At 63.6% G+C, this 14,675-nt stretch carries 13 protein-coding genes; 5 read left to right on the forward strand and 8 right to left on the reverse strand.

Going from position 1 to position 14,675, the window contains the following annotated elements:
- Nucleotides 1–233 precede the first annotated feature (233 nt).
- The 4 genes from QA640_RS21930 to QA640_RS21945 all read right to left on the reverse strand — a co-directional run bounded on the left by QA640_RS21930 (nucleotide 234) and on the right by QA640_RS21945 (nucleotide 4,907).
- Nucleotides 234–1,277, reverse strand: a complete 1,044-nt coding sequence (locus tag QA640_RS21930) for a medium chain dehydrogenase/reductase family protein (RefSeq protein WP_283042656.1) — start codon at nucleotides 1,275–1,277, stop codon at nucleotides 234–236.
- A 126-nt stretch (nucleotides 1,278–1,403) separates the two neighbouring features.
- Nucleotides 1,404–3,656, reverse strand: coding sequence for a CHASE3 domain-containing protein (locus QA640_RS21935; protein WP_283042657.1), 2,253 nt, complete (start codon nucleotides 3,654–3,656; stop codon nucleotides 1,404–1,406).
- Nucleotides 3,653–4,063, reverse strand: a complete 411-nt coding sequence (locus QA640_RS21940) for a response regulator (RefSeq protein ID WP_283042658.1) — start codon at nucleotides 4,061–4,063, stop codon at nucleotides 3,653–3,655. The genes QA640_RS21935 and QA640_RS21940 overlap by 4 nt, the downstream gene beginning before the upstream one ends.
- A gap of 223 nt (nucleotides 4,064–4,286) precedes the next feature.
- Complete coding sequence (locus QA640_RS21945) at nucleotides 4,287–4,907, reverse strand: BA14K family protein (RefSeq protein ID WP_283042659.1); 621 nt, start codon at nucleotides 4,905–4,907, stop codon at nucleotides 4,287–4,289.
- 227 nt (nucleotides 4,908–5,134) lie between these two features.
- Between QA640_RS21945 and QA640_RS21950 the strand changes: the two genes are divergently transcribed.
- Nucleotides 5,135–5,542 (forward strand): NADH:ubiquinone oxidoreductase subunit NDUFA12, encoded by a 408-nt coding sequence (locus QA640_RS21950; RefSeq protein WP_283042660.1) that lies wholly within the window; start codon nucleotides 5,135–5,137, stop codon nucleotides 5,540–5,542.
- 350 nt (nucleotides 5,543–5,892) lie between these two features.
- On the opposite strand, the gene QA640_RS21955 is transcribed toward QA640_RS21950, so the two are convergent.
- Nucleotides 5,893–6,579 (reverse strand): DJ-1/PfpI family protein, encoded by a 687-nt coding sequence (locus QA640_RS21955; RefSeq protein WP_283042661.1) that lies wholly within the window; start codon nucleotides 6,577–6,579, stop codon nucleotides 5,893–5,895.
- A gap of 106 nt (nucleotides 6,580–6,685) precedes the next feature.
- Here QA640_RS21955 and QA640_RS21960 point away from each other — a divergent pair, with 106 nt between their 5' ends.
- Nucleotides 6,686–7,624: a GlxA family transcriptional regulator gene (locus tag QA640_RS21960; protein WP_283042662.1), complete on the forward strand. Its 939-nt coding sequence runs from the start codon at nucleotides 6,686–6,688 to the stop codon at nucleotides 7,622–7,624.
- A 241-nt stretch (nucleotides 7,625–7,865) separates the two neighbouring features.
- On the opposite strand, the gene QA640_RS21965 is transcribed toward QA640_RS21960, so the two are convergent.
- Together QA640_RS21965 and QA640_RS21970 are read right to left on the reverse strand one after the other, a co-directional pair.
- Nucleotides 7,866–8,978 carry a Na+-dependent transporter gene (locus QA640_RS21965; protein WP_283042663.1) on the reverse strand — a complete coding sequence of 371 codons (1,113 nt, stop codon included), beginning with the start codon at nucleotides 8,976–8,978 and terminating at the stop codon, nucleotides 7,866–7,868.
- A gap of 209 nt (nucleotides 8,979–9,187) precedes the next feature.
- Complete coding sequence (locus QA640_RS21970) at nucleotides 9,188–10,132, reverse strand: alpha/beta hydrolase (RefSeq protein ID WP_283042664.1); 945 nt, start codon at nucleotides 10,130–10,132, stop codon at nucleotides 9,188–9,190.
- A gap of 634 nt (nucleotides 10,133–10,766) precedes the next feature.
- Between QA640_RS21970 and QA640_RS21975 the strand changes: the two genes are divergently transcribed.
- The 3 genes from QA640_RS21975 (at nucleotide 10,767) to QA640_RS21985 (ending at nucleotide 13,904) form a co-directional block, all read left to right on the forward strand.
- A complete protein-coding gene (locus tag QA640_RS21975; RefSeq protein WP_283042665.1) occupies nucleotides 10,767–12,317 on the forward strand; it encodes an ATP-binding protein in 1,551 nt (516 codons plus the stop codon).
- A gap of 84 nt (nucleotides 12,318–12,401) precedes the next feature.
- Complete coding sequence (locus QA640_RS21980; protein WP_283042666.1) at nucleotides 12,402–12,602, forward strand: hypothetical protein; 201 nt, start codon at nucleotides 12,402–12,404, stop codon at nucleotides 12,600–12,602.
- Between the two features lie 231 nt (nucleotides 12,603–12,833).
- Nucleotides 12,834–13,904, forward strand: coding sequence for a DUF2155 domain-containing protein (locus QA640_RS21985; RefSeq protein WP_283042667.1), 1,071 nt, complete (start codon nucleotides 12,834–12,836; stop codon nucleotides 13,902–13,904).
- An 89-nt stretch (nucleotides 13,905–13,993) separates the two neighbouring features.
- Here QA640_RS21985 and aat read toward each other — a convergent pair whose 3' ends face one another.
- Complete coding sequence (aat, locus tag QA640_RS21990; RefSeq protein ID WP_283042668.1) at nucleotides 13,994–14,671, reverse strand: leucyl/phenylalanyl-tRNA--protein transferase; 678 nt, start codon at nucleotides 14,669–14,671, stop codon at nucleotides 13,994–13,996.
- Nucleotides 14,672–14,675: the final 4 nt, after the last annotated feature.

Consider the following 14,675-nt stretch of genomic DNA (forward strand, 5'->3'; position numbering starts at 1 on the left):
GCCGGAAGCATTGCGTCAGCAGGACTCACGTAGTGCTACGGAAGGTACAGGCAGCCATGCCCGCCTGGCTAGCGGTCGACCGCGCCGATCCGCGCCAAGCCGGGCCGTTGTCACCGGGTTACCGCATGCATGATTCGACAAAACGGGGAATGCGGACGCGCTTCGCCCCGGCCTGATCTTCACCCTCGCCGGCGTCGTGCTGGCGACGCGCCAATCTAACGGTGCGCGCCGTGTCAGGCGGCATGCTGGTCGCGTCGCGACGTGAGCTCCGGGCAAAGGACGAGCTTGCCTTCGAGGCCGCCGGCTTCGAGCCGCCAATGCGCATCAACGACGTCATCCAGCGAGACCCGCTCGGCGACGCGCGGATGAATAGCGCCGCTCGCCAGCAGGGCGAACAGGCGTGCCAGATCCTCCGTGAACCATCCGGGATGTCGCAACCGCATCGCGTTGATGGAGTAGAAGAATGCCCGCTTGCCGCCAGGCAGCCAGCTCCAAAGATACAGGCGTGCAATCCACATCAGCATCGTCGCCATGCGCCGCTGCCCCTGAACGCCCGCCGAGTAGCCATAGGCGCAGAGCAGGCCACCGCGCCTGAGCGCCGCGAACGAGCGGCGATAGCCGTCGTCCCCGATGCCGTCGAAGACGACATCAAATCCGTCGGGTAGGATACGCGTGAAGTCTTCGCGCTGATAGTCGATCGGCGTGGCCCCGAGCTCGCGGATCAGAGCGGCGTGTTTCCCATAGGCCCCGCCCCACAACTGAAGGCCGGCCATGCCGCCCAGTACGAGCAGTGCCTGACCGACAGCACCGGCAGCTCCATGCACCAGTACGCGCAGTCCCGGCCGCACCTGCGCAGCGCGGTGCAGGAGCTGGTAGGCAGTCATCCAGCTCAGGATCAGCGTAGCGGCCTCCGCCGCGTCAAGACCCGCCGGCACCGGGGTCAAGTGGCTCGCCTGGAGCGTGCGGTAGGCAGCATTCGACCCAAGCACCGTCATGTCGGCCACGCGGTCGCCAAGCTGAAATCCACTCACGCGGTCGCCGAGCTGATCGATTTCCCCGACGACATCGTAGCCCATGACGAACGGTGGGCGGCGGGAAGCGGTTTGCGGGTAGAGATGGCGACGGATCAGCGTATCGGTGTATTCGAGCCCTGAGGCAAGTACGCGGACCCGCACCTCACCTGGCCCCGCCTCCGGCAGGGGAGCGTCGACCACTTCCAGCTGCTCGGGACCGCCGAAGCGCCGAAGTTGGACAACGCGGTTGCGCAGGTCGTTCACATGCCGATCCTTGCAATCTCACACGCGAAAGGCGGATCAGGAGGATGGTCTCGTACCACCACGCATGGCGGCAACGGTCGGCTGGAAATCCGGCCTCGTAGTTGATGCAGATCAAAGCCGCTCGCCCTAATTCGCCGGCTCCTTGCCGAGCGCCAGGCGGATCATCTCGGCGAGCTGGTTGCGGCGATAGGGTTTTGTCAGCAGCAGCACGCCCTCATCGAGTTTGCCCTGGTGAACGATGGCGTTGTCGGTATAGCCGGAGGTGTAGAGCACCTTGACGCCCGGCCGGCGTTTTTCCACCTCCAGTGCAAGCACGCGTCCGCTCATGCCGCCGGGAATGACGACGTCGGTGAACAGGAGGTCGAACGGCTCGCCGCGGTCGATGAGCGCCAGCGCCGTGTGGCTGTCTGCGGCGGAGATGGTCTTGTAGCCGAGGCTTTGCAGCTGCGCGGTGACGAAGTTGCGCACGAGATTGTCGTCCTCCACGACCAGGACGGTCTCGACGCCGCCGGTCGCCGCCGGCGCCGCGCCGGTCGTCGTCTCGCTCGCGGCTTCGCCGGGCGGCAGATAGAGCTTGATGGTCGTGCCGTGGCCGGCCTCGCTGTAGATCTTGATGTGGCCGCCGGACTGCTTGACGAAGCCGTAGACCATGGAGAGCCCGAGCCCCGAGCCCTTGCCAATCTCCTTGGTGGTGAAGAACGGCTCGAAGGCCTTTTCCTGCACATCGGGCGGCATGCCGCTGCCGGTGTCGCTGACCGCGAGCATCACATAGGTGCCGGGCGCGACGTCCGGGTTGGCCTGCGCGTAGGCCTCGTCCAGCGTCACCCGGCGCGTCTCGAGCAGCAGCTTGCCGCCGTCGGGCATGGCGTCGCGGGCGTTGATCGCCATGTTGAGCACGGCGTTGGTGAGCCGCGACGGATCGATATGCGAGGTCATCGGCCCCTGTTCGAGCGCGGTCTCGATCTGGATCTGCTCGCCGAGGGTCGGACGCAGGAGCTTGACGATGTCCGATATCGCCGCGTTGATGTCGACATCGCGCGGCTCCAGCGGCTGCTTGCGGGCGAACGCAAGCAGGTGCTGGATCAGCTCGGCGCAGCGCTGCGCGGCATCGTCGATCAGGCGCGCCACGCGCTGCAGCTCAGGTTGTTCCTTGAGGCTGCCGACCAGCGTCTCGGTATTGCCCGAGATCACGGTCAGCATGTTGTTGAAGTCGTGGGCGACGCCGCCGGTCAATTTGCCGATGGCGTCCAACTTCTGCGACTGCTGCAGCTGCCGCTCGGTCTCGCGCGAGATGGTCGCATCGTGATAGACCAGCACCGCCCCTGAGATCGCCTTTTGCGCATCGCGCATCGGCCGTCCGCTGATGACGAGATGGCGGACGGGATTGCCGCTGTGCGGGCGGACGATCATCTCCATCTCTTCGAACTCGTCGCCGCGCAGTACGCGCGCCGACGGCAGCTCCCCAGGGGCGAGCGGCGTCACGCCGTCGCCGTGGAAAACATCCGACATCGCGGGCAGGCTCGTCAGGTTCATCCCGGCGCGATGCAGCAACATGCGCTCGGCGGCGGGATTGGACAGAAGGACGTTGCTGTCCTTGTCGATGACGAGCACGGCTTCCGCCATGCTGTGGAAGGTGCTTTGCAGCACGTTCACCGAGAGGCGGAGCTCGTCATGGGCGGTGACGAGGTGCTCGGTGCGCTCGGCGACGGCCGCCTCCAACGCCTCGTTGGCAACCCTGGTCTCGTGCAGCGTACTTTGCAGGGCGAAGCTGGTGCGCCGCGTCTCGCGCAACAGCAGCGCGACCAGGAGCAGGATCAGCATCGCGCCCGCGACGTCGATGCCGAGGAGGACGATGCCGGTGCGGCGCGACTCCACCGCGCGGGCGGCAAGCTGCCGGTCTTCCTCCGCGGTCAGCCGGTCGAGATTTACGGTCACCGCCTCCATCAGGCCGCGGCCTTCGGCCTTGCCCTGGAGCGCGGCGATGCCGGCCTCGTCGTTGGCGGCGCGCAGCCGCATCGCTTCGGCCGCGATATCGAGCCGGCGCAGAATCAGCGGTTCGGTGCCCTCAAGCAGCGCGACCTGATCGGGATTGTCGCCGAGCGCGCGCTTGAGTTCGGCGAGCGCAGGCGCGATGGCTCCGCGCGTCGCCTGGAACTCGTCGTCGAAGGCCCGACTGCGATAGAGCTCGAAGCCCCGCGCCGCACTTTCGGCGCGGCGGACGAGCAGGCGCAGGTCCGAGATCTTCTTCAGCGTCCCGACGGTGTGATCGACCCATGACGTGTCGGACCGCGACTTGACGTCGAGTCCGATCGAGGCCGCAGTGATGATCAGGAGGATCGCAAGTCCGGCACCGAGAATGACGCGCTGCGAAGCAATCAAGGGGATTTGTTGTCCTTCACCGGCGTCGCCTCGTCGAGACATTCCTTGATTGCAGTCAGCAGCGTCTCGGGCGTGAACGGCTTGCGCAGGCAACGCGTCGCGCCGAGTTCGAGCGCCATGCGGAGAAAATCGGGCGAGGGCGATGCGGACGAGGCAAAGGCGTAGCCGGACATCGCGATCAGCGGGATCGTCGGCGCGCGTTCATGGAAGATGCGGATCGATTCGAAGCCCCGCATATGCGGCATGAAGATATCGACCAGCATCGCGTCGAAGGTCTGCGCCTCGAGCGCAGCCAGCCCGGTCTCGCCGCCGTCAGTCAACGTGACGTCGAAGCCGTGGCGTTGGAGGAGGACCTCGATGGTCGCGCCGACCATCGGATCGTCATCAACCACGAGAATACGCGGCATGACTCTGCCTAACCAATCGAAGTCCCCATAGCTTTGCTGATATAGGCGAATCGTGGATCGGGTCAATTTTGGATTGGACCAGTACAGATATGCACGGTGCGGTGCATAAAGCGCGCGTATGGCGTTCGTGTGAAACCCCGCACGGCGCGAGACGACACGTGAAAAGGCGCCGCGTGAGAGCGGCGCCTTTCGGATCAAATTGGAGCGATGCAACTACACGACCCTAGGGGCAGGGATGCCGCAGGCCGTCATAGCCGAGATAGGTGCCTGACGCGGGGTCATAGGACCGGTAGCGCTGGGCGCAATAGGCTGCGGAATCACCGCCGGTGTCGGGCACGACGGCTACGCTTGGGCCGGTGTCATAATAGTAATCGTCGCCGTAATAGTAGGGATCGCTGTAGTACGGACCGCCATAATAGGCGTATGAGCCGATCGTTCCGATTGCGGCGCCTGCGGCCACTCCCGGCCAGAAACCGCCACCGTGATGGCGCCAGCCGCCGCCATGCCAGTTGCCGCCGCTCCAGGTGCCGGACGGAGCACCGGCCGCGACACGGCTGCCGCCGCTCCAGGTGCCGGACGGAGCACCGGCGGCGACACGGCTGCCGCCGCTGAAGGCCGGCGCAGCAACGCCGGGACGAACCGCCGTGGAGGCTGCGAAATTGCCGCCGCCACCGCGGACGGCGGCGGCACCGCCGCCGAAATTGCCGCCGCTCACCCGGGCTCCGCCACCACCGCCGCCGCCACCACCCTGAACGCGGGATTGAGCGAAGCTGACGGAGGGGGCTGCCAGCGGGAGGACCAGTGCCAGCGCAGCCGCGGCACTCAAAAGTCTGAGATTGTTCATATTCGGCTCCTTGTTCCCGGACTCAAACCGCTCAAGCGGGTAGTGGTTCCCAGGCGCCCGCGAGGTTTGCGGGGGAAACGCAGCATTCCTGACCGCGTCTGTACCCGGCATGAACGGATCGCGTTCGCATTGCGGCGGATCAGCGCATGTCCCATCCGCCGTGCGGCAACTGGACAAGTTCGCTTCCGGATGGCATCAGGACCCCACGAAGCAGGGCCTTTTGCCGCATGAAACAATTCTTCCTCAAGCTCTTCACCTGGTGGAACAGCCAGACCTTTGGCACGCAGCTCTGGACCCGGCGGTTCGGCGAACTGGTCGGCCAGGACGAGCAGGGCAACCGCTACTACCGCACCCGCGGCGGCGTGATCGATCCGACGCTCGGCTTCGAGCGGCGCTGGGTGATCTATGACGGCTATGCCGAAGCGAGCCGCGTGCCGCCGGCCTGGCACGGCTGGCTGCATCACGTCGTCGATGTTCCGCCGACAGAGCTGAACTACAAGCCGCGCGAGTGGGAGAAGCCGCATCAGCCGAACCTGACCGGCACGCCCAAAGCCTACCGGCCGTCCGGCTCGACGCTCGCGACCGGCAAGCGCCCCAAGGCGACCGGCGACTACCAGCCCTGGACGCCTGGCTAAACCGACAATTCCGCAGATCCAATTTCCGAAGCTGTTGGGCGCTGGATGCATTCGCATCCAGCTAACGACGCTGTGAACAACGGGAACAGCGGGGACGCCGCATGAGCGGCCGTTGCGCTGCCGCCAGCGATGCGGCTCAATGTACCCATCTTACGGAGATGGGAGACCATCGCGTACGGTTCGGGCAACGGTTCGCGACTGTCCCGAAATGCAGCGGCTGCCGAGTAGGACTCGATCGGGAGATAGGCCCCCGGTCTGGAAGCTCCGAAATCGCCCGTTTGAATGTGCAGCTGTCGTAAGACAGGAAAGGCCGCCCGGGAAACCAGGCGGCCTTTTTCTGTTGCGATCGATCACATCACCCTGGCCGCGGCGCGTTTTGCGGCTTCGATGCGACGCGCTTGCGCGGGAGCGATCCGTTCCTTCATCAGTGCGAGCACCTCAGTGGGTGCGGTCTCCGGCGAGCCCGCGTTGAACGGCGGTGCCGGATTGTATTCCAGGCGGAGCTGGATCGCTTCCGCCATGGTGCGGTCGACCAGAATCGAGACCAGCGTCAGCGCGAAATCGATCCCGGCCGTGACGCCGCCGCCGGTGATGCGGTTGCGGTCGATGCAGACGCGCGTCCGCGTCGGGGTCGCCCCGAACAGCGCCAGCACCTCCATGGCGGTCCAGTGGGTGGCTGCGCGATAGCCTTTCAACAGGCCGGCTGCGCCCAGCACCAGCGATCCCGTGCACACCGAGGTGACGTATTTGGCGCCCTCGGCCTGCCTGCGCAGGAAATCGAGTACCTCCTCGTCATTGACGAGCGCATCGGTGCCGAAGCCGCCGGGCACGCAGATCACGTCGAGTTGTGGGCAATCGGCGAAGGTCGTGGTCGGCGTCAGAGTCACCACGGAATCGCTCGGGACGGGCTCGATCCGTTTCCAGATCAGATGCACCTCGGCGCCGGGCACGGAGGAAAACACCTGCACGGGACCGGTGAGGTCGAGCTGGGTGACGCGCGGAAAAACCAGACATCCGATTCTGAGCGGTGACGACATGAGAGCCTCCAGACAATCAGCTTGACGGGCCGACGATGCCATGATGCTCTTCTGTCAGAAATGGCATAATTCCCTCGTTTTCGGACATAGCCTGAGGACTTGTCCCATGATCGGCGTTCTGATCTTTCCCGACTTCCAGTTGCTCGATGCGGCGGGCCCGATCTCGGTCTTCGAGATCGCGGCGCGCTATGCGCGGAGAGCGCCTGTCATCCGTGTGCTGGCGCTGAATGCCGGGCCGGTGCGCAGCTCGTCCGGCGTCGAGATGATGGCGCGCGATTTCAAATCGGCGAATGCGGTCACGACGCTGATCATCGCGGGCGGCGAGGGTGTGGCGGGCGCAGCGCGCTGCCCAGCCACGCTTGCCTTCGTGCAGCGGCTGGCCAGGCGCGGCGTGCGCGTCGCGAGCGTCTGCTCCGGCGCCTATGTGCTGGCGGAGGCTGGTTTGCTGGACGGCAAGCGCGCCACCACTCATTGGGGCCGCACACGCGATTTCGTCGCGCGCTATCCCAAGGTCAAGCTCGAGCCGGACCAGATCTTCACGCGCGACGGCGACATCTGGACGTCGGCCGGCATCACCGCCGGCATCGATCTTGCGCTCGCGATGGTGACGGAGGACGACGGCGAGGCGGTCGCACAGGATACTGCACGCCAGCTCGTGCTGTACCATCGCCGCAGCGGCGGACAGTCGCAGTTCTCGTCACTCCTGGAATTGAAGGCGCCGAACGGCCGCTTTGGACCGCTGCTCGCCTGGGCGCGCGAGAACCTCGATACGCCGCTGACGGTCGAGGATCTGGCCGAGCGCGCCAACATGAGTGCGCGGCATTTCGCTCGCGCGTTTGCCGCCGAAACCGGTTCGACACCGTCGAAGGCGATCGAACGCTTGCGCGTCGAGGTGGCGCGCGAGCGCGTGCAGTCGTCCAGCGAAGCGATCGAGCGCGTCGCGCAATCGACCGGCTTCCGCGACCCTGAAAGGATGCGCCGCGCCTTCATCCGCGCCTTCGGCCAGCCGCCGCAATCGCTGCGGCGGGCGGCGCGGGCGGGTTAGACCGTTAACCCCCGGGGCGCGCTCGTTTTCCGCTGTGATTGCGCTTTCCCGCCTGAAGAAAAGCCCCCAGATCACGAACAGGGCATCGCGGCGGGACCAAAATGCCTCGCCTTGAACATGATTTCGAGCTTACATGCGGAGAAATCTGGGCAATGGCAGGGCAATTGCAATGGCGGCTCAGTCCCACAAGACCGCAGAAGAAGAGTACGAGGAGCAGGTTCGCATCCTCGTCCGCATCGTGTCAGCCAGCACCCTGGGGCTCCTCGCTTTTGCCGCGGGCCTGCTGATTGGGACCTTTCTGTTTTCGTGATCGAAGATAAAGCCCGCGCGATGAGGGTTCATCGTGCCTTAAGGCGCCACCGGCTGCCGCCGCGCTTGTTGCTTGCGGCTGCGCCGTCAAACGTCTTGCGATCGGCGTCAGCATTTGCGGCGCGAGGTAGTAGGGAAACTGGGTGAGCGCGAAATAGAGCCAGGTCATGCCGGGCAGCGCGCCGGCGGTCGCCGCCAGCATCAGCCCGAGATTACGCTGCGACACCATCAGGCCGAGCGCGAGCGCCTGTTCGTAGCCGATGCGGCGGAATAGCAGCGTCGTGACGATCAGCAGCGCAAAGAAGATTGCGAAGGCGAGCAGCGCAATGGCGATCGACAGCAGGGGATCGGCGAGGAAGTCGGCGATCACGTTGCCCATGACGGCCGCGACGAAGACGAGCAGGATGATGATGTTGATGCCGTCGATCGGCCGGCGCTGACGCTGGATGGCCTCGGTGCCGAACAGCCAGCGGATGACCGTGGCAACCAGGAGCGATCCCGCGAGGATCGCGAGCAGCTTTGCGCCGAGAGCAAGCGGCGGGATGCTGAGCGTTCCGGCAAGGAAGAGTGCGGCGAAGAGCGACGCCGTGAACGGCACCAGCGCCGTAGAGGTCACCAGCGTGACCAGCACTAGCGTGGCATCGAGGCCCATCAGCGCGGCGATCGCGGGCGAGGCCATCATCGGCGAAGCGATGGCCTGGAGCATCAGGGCAAGGAACAGCTCGGGCAAGCGGGCATCGAAGCCGGTGAGATGCGCGGCGAGGCCAAAGATCAGGGGAACGCCGATCGTCGTCCAGGCGGTTGCCGCGACGATCAGCCCCGGCCGGCGCAGCTGCGCGCGGAGCGCTGCGAGGTCGACCCGCATGAAGGAGATGACGAGCAGGAGAAAGATCGCCTCGGTCACGAAAGGCCGCAGCAGCGCGCCGAGCGGCGGGATCGCGATGCCGAACAGCACCAGCGCCGCCACCGCGCGGGTGCCCTGGTCGCCGAGCCATGTCAGCCAGCGCACGGGAGTGGCCAGGGTGGCTTGCAGGCTGGGAGGCATGTGAACGTCCAGGAGAGTGTCGCCTCGGCGGAAAGCGGAAGGCGACGTGAGGATAAACTCTTGAAGCAATCGCCTCCAAGCTCAAAGTAGCAAGTCGTTACCGTGGATTGCGCGCGTGGCCCGGAGGTCGCGCGGCGCAATCCGGGTAGCGGACAAATAACGACAGCCCCTGCATCCCGCTTCGCTGCATGCGCGCCATGACAGCGTCTTCAACTTAACTCCCTCAACCACGCGCCGATCTCTGCGGCCGCGACATCGGCCTGCTGCAGCAGTTTGCCCATGGTGAAGAAGCCGTGGAATTGGCCGGGGAAGTGGCGATAGGCGACGGGCACGCCGGCCTGCCTCAGGCGCTCTGCATAGTCGTGGCCTTCGTCGCGCAACGGATCGGCGCCGGCAGTCAGCACATAGGCCGGAGGCAGGCCATTGAGCGTGGCGCGGGCCGGCGAGGCGCGCCAGTCGTGCGTGTCGGCGGCGCCGTTGAGATAATGGTCTCGGAACCAGCGGACGACGGAATGGGTGAGGAGCAGGCTGGTTTCGGGCTCGCTGTGCGAGGGGTGCATCATCGCGAAATCGACGGCGGGATAGATCAGCACCTGACCTGCGAGGCTCACGCGGTTGGCGTCCCGGGCGGCGATGGCGACCACGGCGGCGAGATTGCCGCCGGCGCTGTCGCCGCCGACGCTGAGGCGCGACGCATCGATGCCGAGCGCGCTCGCGTTCGCCGCGATCCAATGGGTCGCGGCGACGGCATCGTCCACGGCGGCGGGAAACTTGTGCTCAGGCGCGAGGCGATAGTCGACCGAGATCACGATCAGCTCGCCCTCGACGGCGAGCTTGCGGACTGCGACGTCATGGGTGTCGAGATCGCCGATCACCCAGCCACCGCCATGGAAGAACACAAGGCCCGGCGATAGACCGTGATGTTGGCGTAGTGTCATTGGCACGTAGAGGCGGGCAGGGATCGTGCCGTGCGGCGCTGGAATCGCGAGCGCTTCGATGCGTGCCAGTTCAGGCGGCTCGGGATTGGTCGCGAAGCGCGCTTGCGAATAATCTGCGCGCGCCTGCGCTGCGGTCAGCGTTTCATAAGGCGGACGGTCGGCGTCGAGGAACGCCTTGTAGACCGCGGCGGCATCGGGATCGAGGACGACTGGCATGGGAGGCCTTGCGAGGGTTTGCGGATGTCGTTTTCGGGTTCGCTTGCACCACGGAACGACGGAAGCCGGCATCCGTCAGGGCTCGCCGGAAGGGGGCGGCCGCCCAACTATCCCATCTGGTGGGCTCTCTGGCCAGCCGGAGGCCCATGGGCGAGGGGAAACCGCCCTTTCCCCGCCGCTTCCGGCGGGTTAATTGCAGATGCCTATTTTTATAGGGTTTGGCGAACCCTTGGAGCTTGCGGTCCCGGATTGGTCCCGGAAACGAATTATTGCAATGTTTTTAACAAAATCAAATACTTATAGAGAATATTAACGCAGTAGTTGGTCGTGTTCACATTACAATTTTCTTTCGAAACCAACCTGACACGCCGAATACGCGGTGTAGTTGCATTGCAAGCCACGGACCGGCGGGAAAGCTATTCGACAGGGCTTAGTGCCTTGGAATTGCAATCTAAGGAGAAGTGCGTGAGGGCAGCTTCAGCGGGAGCTGTGGAAGGCTTGTTCATATTCGCCACTGTCTGCTTTTCGATGTAGCTGGCGTTGGGTAAATTTCCCTAGTCTGCGCAGACAGTAAACATCTGATTTTTCAATTATTCTGGCTCCAAGTCTGCATGGGGCCGACTGGGAAAACCCGATGGCAGAACAGTTCGAGATGGACTTCGGGCCGCCGTTGCCGACTTTACCGCAGCTGTGGACGCCGGATGACATCTTCGAGACTTGCACAGCGGAAACTGTCCAGAGATTTAAAGAGGACCATCGGGTTGAACGAAAACCAGGGTCCATCAAACAGAATGCATTGGCCGACTATGTTTCGATGTGGGCCAATACACAGCCGCACGGCGGCATCACCCTTCTAGGTGTTGCCGACAAGGGCAGCATCATAGGGTGCAAGCATCTTCACGAAAATCAATTGAACGAACTCCGCACAGTTCGTCGCCTTTGCCCAGATGCGAAAGTTGAATTCAAGCGAGTTGCGATCAAGAACGCAAAGGGAGAAGACGATTTCGTCGAAGTAATGCGAGTCTACTATCGCGAAGACAAACTAGTTGAAACTGTCTCGGGGGAAGCCTTCATTAGAGAAGGCGACGAAAAGCGATCTCTCAGAGAGGAGGAGAAGCGAGAGATCAAACTGAACAAGGGACAGCTCGACTTGGAGACTGAAAGGGTTCCCCTGCAATATCCAAACGAATTTGACGCAACTCTTTTGGCGACGTACCGGCAAGAGTTCATCAAGAAACGACGACTTCAGGACAGATTTACAATCGAAGACGTGCTTGCCATGAGCAAGCTCGGGAAGAAGACAGCAGGAGGTTTTGTCCCAAATCTCGGATGCGCGTTGCTATTCGCTCGGGACCCTCGTCAACTCATCCCCGGCGCTTTCATCCGAGTAATTCGCTACGAAGGCACAGAAGAAAAGTTTGGCAGCAAGTTAAACGTCATTGCCGACCGCGTGATTGATGGTCCACTTCCAATACAGTTAGCGCACGCAATTCAGTTCATCACTCCTCTGATACGGAGCTTTACGCGGCTTGGTATCGATCAGCGATTTGAGACAAGACCGGAATTCCCAGATGAAGCGTGGTCTGAGGCTATCGTGAACGCGGTAGTTCATCGTTCTTACAACCTCAAGAACATGAACATATTCGTCAAACTTTTTGAGGATCGATTGGTTGTTGAGTCTCCGGGAGCCTTCCTACCCCCGACGACCGCTAACACTGTGTTTGAAGCCCATAACCCCCGCAACCCGAACACGATGTGGGCACTGTACTACTTTGACTTCGTGCAATGCGCCTTCGAAGGCACGCGCCGAATGCGCGATACGATGCGAAATGCGAACCTTCCAGATCCAATCTTCGTTCAAAACTCAGAAGGGACCTTCCGAGTAACGGTTACGCTCAAAAATCATGTTGAGCATCGCAGGAACTATGTCCGCTCGGAGGCTGCTGCCGGGATCAATCCCGAGCTATATGCATCTCTCTCTGAGAGCGAGAAAATGATCGTGAACTACTTGGCGGACAATCCGCGCGTCAACGTGACCGACGCAGGCCGATTTATCGGGCTCGGTTGGCGCGCCACGAAACGCATTCTCGACCAGTTGGAGAAAAAAAGTGTTATTGCGAGATCGGGGGAATACCGGAGTCGCCACCTCTTTTACTTTCTTAAGAACCGCGTTCAGTCAAAATGACAGTTCTCATCCTGAGAAGACCATTTTTGATACTTTTTTCGCCATACTTCCTGCTACAGTTGGGTGTCGGCGAAAGGGCACCCAATGGCCGACAAATTCCTCATCGTTTTCTTTACAACCGTTACGCTCACGCTCGTCTGCGGAGGCGTCGCCGCGTTCATCGTAGCCTTCGGGCACGACCCCGGACCGCCCATGATGACCGAGCTTTACAACACTGCCCTGAAGCTTTTCACGGCAGGTGTGGGAGCGATCATCGGCCTGGTCGGCGGTTCGAAGCTGACGTGATGGGCATCGTCATTTCAGATATTGCGCTTTGTCTTGCCAATGAGCTGACGAGAACGAACAGTGATCAGGCGGTCCCGGATTGGTCCCGGAAACCCATGAAAAAGTCCGTTAAAGGATGGAAGGAGATGGCACTCGTTGGCTTGAACTTGCAGTGTTTTTACCCGACAACACACCCCCGCCGTATTCGGCGTGTTAACCGGATGATCTGCGAGCGGCCGTAACCCCTATACAATGCTCGATAAACCCGATTCGCTGTTGAAGCCGCGCGAGATGTCTCGAAACCTGATCCTGACCGGCCTTGCGGCGCTGTTTGCCGCCGCAGCGATGACCGTCTCGCCTCCGGCGCAGGCGCAGATCGGCACCATCTTCTCTGATCCGCCGCCGCTGCGGCCGCCCGGCAGCATTCCGCGCGGCAACCAGCCGCAGCAGCAGATGCCCGACGACGACGAGGAGGTGCCGGAGCTGCCGCCGCAGGGGCGGGTGCTGCCGACGCCGAACCGTCCCGTCCCCCGCCAAGGAAATATCGCGCCCAATGCGCTGCCGGGGTCGGTGGAGACGCAGCCTTTGGCCCCGCCGCCGGGAACCAACGTCCTGCCGCAGAACCAGCAACCCTCTATCGCGGTCGCGCCGCCCAATCCTCAAAGCCCCCCGCCGCAGCCGGGCGCCAATCCCTCGCTCCCGGGCTTGCCACCGGGGCAGCGCCAGCCCAAGGGCACACCGCAAAACGGCGTGCCGCAGACGCCGGCGAGCCTTCAGCCGGGCGATGAGATCGTCACCGAGCCGCCGGCGCAGAAGATCGTGAACAAGAAGGCGACCTTCTCCGGCCTCGACAAGATCACCGGCCGCATCATCAATTTCGACGAGGAGATCGGCGAGACCGTGCAGTTCGGCGCGCTGCGCGTCAAAACCGACGCCTGCTACACGCGACCGGCGACCGAAGCCGCCAACACCGACGCTTTCGTCGAGGTCGACGAGATCACGCTGCAAGGCGAGGTGAAGCGGATTTTTTCGGGCTGGATGTTCGCGGCAAGCCCCGGCCTGCATGGCGTCGAGCACCCGATCTACGACATCTGGCTGACCGACTGCAAAGAGCCGCAACAGACGATCGCGACCGCAGCGCCGGATCCGGCGAGCAAGCCGGCCACGCCGGCGCCGCCGCCCGCGCAGAAGAAGGCCGCGCCCAAGCAGGCCGTGCAGCAGCCGCGTCCGCCGCAGCCCCCGCCGCAACAGCAGCAGGCGCCGCCTCCGCCGCCGCCACAACAGCCGGGTCTCTTGCCGTTCCCGGGCTTCGGCCGGAACTAAAGCCCGCGTTGTTTGCGCATGATCTCCGCGCAGACGCGTTCCGCGTTTGTCGCGAGGGAAAACCGCGTCACGCTTTTCCGGATCATGCTTCAGCTTCTCGTTGCGATGATCTCGAGCGCGCGCGCCCCGGGGATCGCGTTGCCGGGCAACTTCAGGAAATCGGCGGACTCACCCGCCAGTGCCTTGTCGAGCAGGGCGGTATAGCGGCGCCTGGAAATCTCCATTGCACCGAAGCTGCGCAGATGCTCGGTGACGTATTGCGTGTCGAGCAGCTCGAAGCCACCGGAGATGAGACGCGCGACCAGATGTACCAGCGCGACCTTCGAGGCATCGCGCGCGGTGTGGAACATGCTTTCGCCGAAGAAAGCACGTCCCAGGCTCACGCCATAGAGGCCGCCGACGAGGTCATTGCCCTGCCAGGCCTCGACGCTGTGGCAGTGGCCGAGCTCGTGCAGGCCGCCATAGAGGTCGCGGATGCGCTTGTTGATCCAGGTGTCCTCGCGTCCGGCCTGCGGCGCGGCGCAGCCGGCGATCGTCGCTTTGAAGGCGGTGTTGACGGTGACGCGAAACACGTCCGAGCGCACGGTGCGCGCAAGGCGCGAGGCGACGCGAAATCCGTCGAGCGGGATCACGCCGCGCATCTCCGGCTCGACCCAGAACAGCGTCGGATCGTCGGCACTCTCGGCCATCGGAAAGATGCCGCAGGCGTAGGCACGCAGCAGCACGGCGGGAGTGATTTCAGACGAGGCGGAGTCGCGCGCAGTCATACGC

Source organism: Bradyrhizobium sp. CB82 (genome assembly GCF_029714405.1).
Classification (GTDB): Bacteria; Pseudomonadota; Alphaproteobacteria; order Rhizobiales; family Xanthobacteraceae; genus Bradyrhizobium.